The sequence below is a fragment of the Protofrankia sp. CiP3 genome, assembly GCF_917627345.1.
Lineage (GTDB): Bacteria > Actinomycetota > Actinomycetes > Frankiales > Frankiaceae > Protofrankia.
The window spans coordinates 1-2,837 of record NZ_CAKJTM010000183.1 but is presented as its reverse complement, the minus strand read 5'-3'; the positions used below and the strand labels follow the sequence as shown (position 1 = coordinate 2,837).

Here is a 2,837-nt window from a genome sequence, read left to right as displayed (position 1 = left end):
ATGAACTTCCGGCGCCGACCACTAAGAGTGATATTTGGTTCTGTGTGGCGACGTCGAGCGGAACTGGCTCACCAGGTTCGGGTTGCCAGGGAGGGCCTGTCGGCTGCCCGTGGGGGCCGGTTTGACGGGCTCAGTGGCCGACGGGACGTTGTGGCCGTCGATGTTGGCATCAGGCGGGCCATACGGCTCCAGCCACGAGCTGTCGGCGAGGCGGCCTTCGAGGTAGGCAGGCAGGTCGGTCTCCCTCGCCACTTTCAAGCTATAGCGCATCGGGGGTCTTGCGGCAAGGCCCCGGTGGTGCCGCAGAATCGCTCCCCGTTGTCAGAACGACAGGCGAGGAGCAGCGACGTGCGGGAGTACGCGGTGGTAATCGTCGGCGGCGGGCCGACGGGGATGATGCTGGCCGGGGAACTGGCGCTGGCGGGTGTAGACGTTGCGATTGTCGAGCGGCGCCCGACGCCGGAACTCGCCGGCTCACGGGCGGGCGGGTTCCACTCCCGCACGATCGAGATCCTCGACCAGCGTGGCATCGCCGGCCGCTTTCTGGACGAGGGGCAGGTCGCGCAGACGGCGCGGTTCGGCGCCATGGTGCTGGACATCAGCGATTTCCCCACCCGGCATCCGTACGGACTGGGGCTGTGGCAGAACCACATCGAGCGGATCATGGCCGGCTGGCTCGACGAACTCGGCGTGCTCATCCATCGCGGTCATGAGGTCATCGGGTTCGTGCAGGACGAGGGTGGCGTCGAGGTCCGCCTCGGCTCCGGCGAGACGATCCGCGCCGCGTACCTCGTCGGCGCGGACGGGGGACGCAGCGTGATCCGCCGGGCGGCCGGCATCGCGTTCGAGGGCTGGGACGCGACGCGCAGCCACCTGATCGCCGAGGTGCGGCTGAGCGAGGAACCGGAATGGGGCACACGTCTCGATGCTGTCGGCGTCCATTCCCTGGGCAGGGTGGACTACGAGATCCGCGACGGCGAGGTGGTCTACGCCGACGAAGGGCCGGTGCGGGTCATGGTGACCGAGGAGCGCGTCGGCCCCGCCACCAAACCCACGCTCGACGACCTCCGCACGGCGCTCACCCACGTCTACCGCACCGATTTCGGTGTCCACACCCCGACCTGGCTCTCGCGCTTCACCGACGCGACCCGGCAAGCCGCGGCGTACCGCGACCGGCGTGTGCTGCTCGCGGGCGACGCCGCGCATATCCACTCGCCCGCCGGCGGGCAGGGCATCGGCCTCGGAGTCCAGGACGCGGTGAACCTCGGATGGAAGCTCGCTCAGGTGGTCAAAGGCGTGTCACCCGACTCGCTGCTCGACACATACCACACCGAGCGGCACCCCGCAGACGCCTGCGCGCTGCGGCACACGATGGCGCAGAGTGCCACGCAGCGGCAGGACGAACGGGTATGCGCGCTGCGCGACCTCACCGCTGACCTGTTCACCATCAACGAGGCGCGCGTACGCGTCGCCGCGCTCATCCACGGCCTTGACGTGCGATACGACCTCGGCGATGACCATCCGCTGCTCGGGCGCCGCATGCCCGACTTCGACCTCATCACCGCGACCGGGCCACTGCGGACCCACGCGCTGCTCCATGCCGGCAGGCCGATACTGATCAACTTTGGCGGCCGCGGCAGCATCGACATCACACCGTGGGCCGATCGAGTGCGGCTCACCGACGCAACCTACGACGGTGAGTGGGAGCTTCCCGTGCTCGGAACGGTCACTGCCCCCAGCGCGGTGCTGATCCGCCCCGACGGCCACGCCGCCTGGGTAGGAGATGGCACCAGCCTTGGGCTGGACGACGCGCTCACCCGCTGGTTCGGATCACCCGTCATGGTCACGAACATGCGATCCCCGGACCCACAGCCGTCACACCACGGTACGCATGACGGCAAGTAGGTCCGTGCGGGGGCACAGCGCTGACCGGCTGGCGGGTCACGCGGTGGGGGCCTCTCGAACGCGTCCCGCCGGCTGTCAGGGTCTACGCTGAGGCACGCGGTCAGTGGCTGATCTTCGAGGGCCCACACAGCCCGCAACGATCACCGGTGGCTCCTCCACACTCAGCCCGCCACACCGGGTCAAACCGAAGCGGGAGGCGTGCCCTGAGTTCCACCGGCTACTGGTGTCTGGGCGCCCTGCGGGCCGACGCCGACGAAGCCTACCTCCATTCCGTCCGGGCCGAACTTCGCCGGCTCGCTGCCGATACTGAGATAGACACCTGCTACCGGGAGTGGGTCAGGACCTTCAACCACGTCATACCGGCGCAGGCGCACCTGCCTGACACGCCGGCAGGGAACCTGGACCGGCTCGGACACATCGCGGTGGTCGATGACTGCGTCTTCGTGAAAATCGGCGGTGCGCTGGGCAACGACAGCGCCTTGGCGCGAGTGGAAGGGTTACGCAGGGGATCGCCGGTTGCGGGGCTGCTTCACGCACTCGGTCCGGCCCGGATGGGTTCACTGCCCGGCGTGGTGGGCAACGCTCTGGCATCCGCGGCCGAGGTGGCACGCTCCGCGGAGGGCTGGCGGGCCGCCTGTTCGTTGGCACCGAACGAGCGGGCCGCCGCGTTGGACCGCCTCGACGAATGGTGGGGCGAAGCCGGCGACGGCGGTCGCGGTGGGTGCGAACCGATGGCCGTGCTGGACATGTTTCCGGAGATCATCGATATCGCGCTGGTGCGGCGCAGCGGCCTGATTGCTCTTTCCGCCACTTTCTAAAAGGCTCGGTGGAATCAAGCGGTCAAGGCGACACATGCCTTTCCAGTAGATCGTTGAACACTTCTACCGGCTTGCGCCAGCCCAACGTCTCACGAGGCCTGCCATTCAGCTCTG

General features: G+C 68.4%; 2 protein-coding genes. Both read left to right on the top strand.

Annotation, left to right across the window (positions count from 1 at the left end):
- The first annotated feature begins 348 nt into the window (after nt 1-348).
- Nucleotides 349-1,905, top strand: coding sequence for an FAD-dependent monooxygenase (locus MJ797_RS25725; protein ID WP_239342192.1), 1,557 nt, complete (start codon nt 349-351; stop codon nt 1,903-1,905).
- Nucleotides 1,906-2,051: 146 nt separating this feature from the next.
- Nucleotides 2,052-2,723 (top strand): hypothetical protein, encoded by a 672-nt coding sequence (locus tag MJ797_RS25720; protein WP_239342189.1) that lies wholly within the window; start codon nt 2,052-2,054, stop codon nt 2,721-2,723.
- Nucleotides 2,724-2,837: the final 114 nt, after the last annotated feature.